Genomic DNA, 1,519 nt, shown 5'->3' with positions numbered 1-1,519 from the left:
GGGTTGAGCATGCCAGTCATCATCCAGTCTGCAGTAGGCGCGAGGTGGATAACCGCCAGCGTCGCATGGCGTTGGTAGCATCGGCGTGGAAGGGCAGGCCAGCAAGGGGCCGGCCCGAGATCTCCGGAGGGGAGAAGGAATCATGAAAGTGGATTTGGCGGGTGTGTCGCCCGCCGCTGTCTGCATCCGGGAGGACGACATCGACGAGCCGCCGTACCTGTGGTCAGACTTGATCGCTCGTCGCAACGCGTTGAGTCTGCGCGTCGAGGACCTCGTGCCGGTGCTGCGTGTCGATCTGCGCAAATACCGTTCGCGGGAGACTGGTGCCTTGGAGGTCGGTCCGGAGCTCGTCGACGAGCTGATCGCGATGGAGGAGTTTGTCGCCGGCGAGGCCGCGCGCATTATCGCCGCGGCGCCGGCTGAAGGCACCGTGGTGCTGAGGGCTGTGGTCGACCAGGCCGAATTTGAAGACGCCCATCCCGACGCGCGCACTCTGCGGGATCTGGCGGCCTACCCGCTGTCGCTGCAGCATGTGGCCGTGGGGCGGGCCGCCGGGCAGTTGAGCCGGCACGGCCGCGTCGTTGAGGTGTACCGCGGTGAGCAGCGCGGTGACCTCACCGTGCGCCGGCTGGCGGCGGGCCTGCTCAAGGAGGAGACCGCTCGGTTACTCGGTGTGGATGCGAAGCGTTACGCCAAGTTCGAGCGCAGCACCGCGGCGCCGCCGGCAGGGCTGGTGGCTGAACTGCAGGCCGTTGACGACTTCATCGCTGCCAGCGCCGAGCAGCTCGAGGTGGCTGAGGTCGATGGCGTCAGTGTGGTGCTGATGTTTGACGACCAGGACGCGTTTGAGAGGACCTACCCGCAGGCCCGGACTAAGCGCGACGGCAGGGTCTATCCGCGCCGGGTGCATCGGGTGGCCGCCGCGCGCCGCGCTCACGAACTTGAGGCGGCCGGTGGCTCGGCCCGCATCGCCGTCGTCGACGCTCAGTGATCCCAGCGACCCCACCACCCACCCGGCACAGTGGTGGGGTAGTGGACGCTATAGCGCTGTGCTGCAACGGGTTCCGTAGCTAATTTTCTGTCGGTGCCGATTGATAGTGTTACTGGTGTACGGGCAAGCCGTTGGGGGCGGGCCCACCTCACCCGAAGGGGATTGTGAGAATGGTCGTCTATGTCGATGATGACGAGCCGGTCGCCGTCGAACAGCTAAGCCTGGATGAGGCGCAAATGATGTTGTCGCGCAGCGAAGCTGACTTGGTGCGTGCGTACAACTGGGCCCATGCGCAGTGCGTGCGTCAACAGATCGCAGAGCTTCGAGGGCAGATTGAGTGGCTTGAGTCGAAGGCGGTCGAGGCCGCATTGGAGGACGCCGCTGTGGAGCATGCCAGCGATTTGTGGGCCGACTACGACCGCGGGATTCTGGCATGAGCGCCGCTGCCGAGGATCACGCCCTGGTCGATGACGACGGTTACCCCACCGCGTGGGGGATTGCGGTGATGCGTGGTTTCTACGGCTCACC

At 65.7% G+C, this 1,519-nt stretch carries 2 protein-coding genes; both read left to right on the top strand.

Annotated features, from left to right (window positions below; all coding sequences use genetic code 11):
• Positions 1-142: 142 nt before the first annotated feature.
• The gene (locus tag BST14_RS28015) at positions 143-991 is read left to right on the top strand and encodes a hypothetical protein (protein ID WP_064942988.1); all 849 of its coding nucleotides are present in this window, start codon (positions 143-145) and stop codon (positions 989-991) included.
• Positions 992-1,161: 170 nt separating this feature from the next.
• Complete coding sequence (locus tag BST14_RS28010) at positions 1,162-1,428, top strand: hypothetical protein (protein WP_081285083.1); 267 nt, start codon at positions 1,162-1,164, stop codon at positions 1,426-1,428.
• Positions 1,429-1,519 lie beyond the last annotated feature (91 nt).

The organism is Mycobacterium arosiense ATCC BAA-1401 = DSM 45069 (assembly GCF_002086125.1).
Classification (GTDB): Bacteria; Actinomycetota; Actinomycetes; order Mycobacteriales; family Mycobacteriaceae; genus Mycobacterium; species Mycobacterium arosiense.
Note: the sequence above shows the minus strand (reverse complement) of the source record. Positions and strands in the feature narration are given on the sequence as shown.

Coding starts and splice junctions, on each gene's coding strand:
- BST14_RS28015 (WP_064942988.1), top strand. CDS start 143: ATGAAAGTGGATTTGGCGGGTGTGTCGCCCGCCGCTGTCTGCATCCGG.
- BST14_RS28010 (WP_081285083.1), top strand. CDS start 1,162: ATGGTCGTCTATGTCGATGATGACGAGCCGGTCGCCGTCGAACAGCTA.